The sequence below is a fragment of the Protofrankia sp. Cr1 genome, from assembly GCF_963555865.1.
In the GTDB taxonomy this organism is placed as follows: domain Bacteria; phylum Actinomycetota; class Actinomycetes; order Frankiales; family Frankiaceae; genus Protofrankia.
Window position 1 is genome coordinate 3,949 of sequence record NZ_CAUVXO010000472.1, and the last position, 1,249, is coordinate 5,197.

A 1,249-nucleotide genomic window follows, 5' to 3' on the forward strand; every position below is an offset into this window, starting at 1 on the left:
TCGGTGGGACAGGACGGGCGACAGATGCCCACTTGCAGGATCGCGATCTCCTGCCGATCGCGCGCCACACGCGTCAAGGTGCCAGCTGCTCTACGGAGACCCCGACAGCTTCATAGGTTACGGTGGCTCGCTGATCGAGGCTCATCAGTGTCGCCTGGTGCTCGGCGGCAGTGAAGGCGATCAAGGCGTCGTAAGCCGGGCCGCCGAGGATCCGGCTGGACGCCACCGTCGCGAGGAGTTCCTGGTAGCCGGTCTCCGACAGGACGAGAAACGGGTCGGTGAACCACTCGGTGATGAAGGTGTGCACGATCGACGGCTGCGCGCGGTGCGGCGGAGGTAAGCGGGTCAGGACGGAGTAGGACTCAACCGCTGCGTGCGCGACCAGACGTGGCCGGCTTGCCAGGGCCTTGCGGGCGACCACATGGTGCTCATGCCAGCTGGCGAAGGCGGCAACAACCACACTGGAATCGACCGCCTTCATCGCCGCGTTCGCTCCAGCGTGTCACGTACCAGGTCAGCGGTCAGCGTGGGCATGTCGACATCGGCTACGGCAACCACACCGTCGCCCTCATCCACCAGTCTCATCGGGGTCGGCGCCGGCACGATCTCAAGCCGTCCGTCTCGCTCTGCGATCTCCAGCGGCTGGCCCGCCGTCAGCCCGAGCGCATCTCGCAGCGCCTTGGGGATGACAACGCGCCCAGCGGCGTCAATGGCAGTCTGCATGCCAGAAATCTACCATCCAGTGCTATGCGGCAGGCGCGTTGCCGCGTTCGGGTAGTAAGAGCGACCGGCAATAGGGGACGCGGCGTCGCGACGCTGGGGCACGCACCTATTGCCGGGCGCTCTATGGCGTCCGGCCGGCTCCCCGCCGCAGCGATGCCGGCTCCCGCGACGGGCCGCACTGCCGAACACCCGCGGAACGGACGACGCCAAGCCGTTGTCTAAGCAACCATAGGATGGCTTTTGTGAACAGCGGCAACAGTATTCACGAAAGCTTGTGCGTTGGAGGATCGCCCTGTACTGCCGCCGCCGTGAACCGGGACGAGCAGGACGAACTGACAGCTGCCGCGATCGCGCGGCTGGCTGGCGTCGGACGGTCGGTGTGACCAGGCGGTACGACGCGTCCAGCAGGAGAAGGCCGAGCGCGCCATCACCGACCTGACCTCGGGTCAATTGTTGGCCAGGGTGATGGTGTCGCTGCTACCGCGTTCGACGGGAACCATACGGCGGGTGGACGCTGACGATACCG

Annotated in this window: 2 protein-coding genes; both read right to left on the reverse strand. The window is 66.3% G+C overall.

Annotated elements, in window-relative coordinates; all coding sequences use genetic code 11:
• Positions 1-73 precede the first annotated feature (73 nt).
• Entirely contained in the window at positions 74-481 is a 408-nt protein-coding gene (locus tag U9980_RS23995; protein ID WP_322749003.1) for a type II toxin-antitoxin system VapC family toxin, read from the reverse strand.
• A complete protein-coding gene (locus U9980_RS24000) occupies positions 478-723 on the reverse strand; it encodes an AbrB/MazE/SpoVT family DNA-binding domain-containing protein (RefSeq protein ID WP_322749004.1) in 246 nt (81 codons plus the stop codon). The genes U9980_RS23995 and U9980_RS24000 overlap by 4 nt, the downstream gene beginning before the upstream one ends.
• Positions 724-1,249 lie beyond the last annotated feature (526 nt).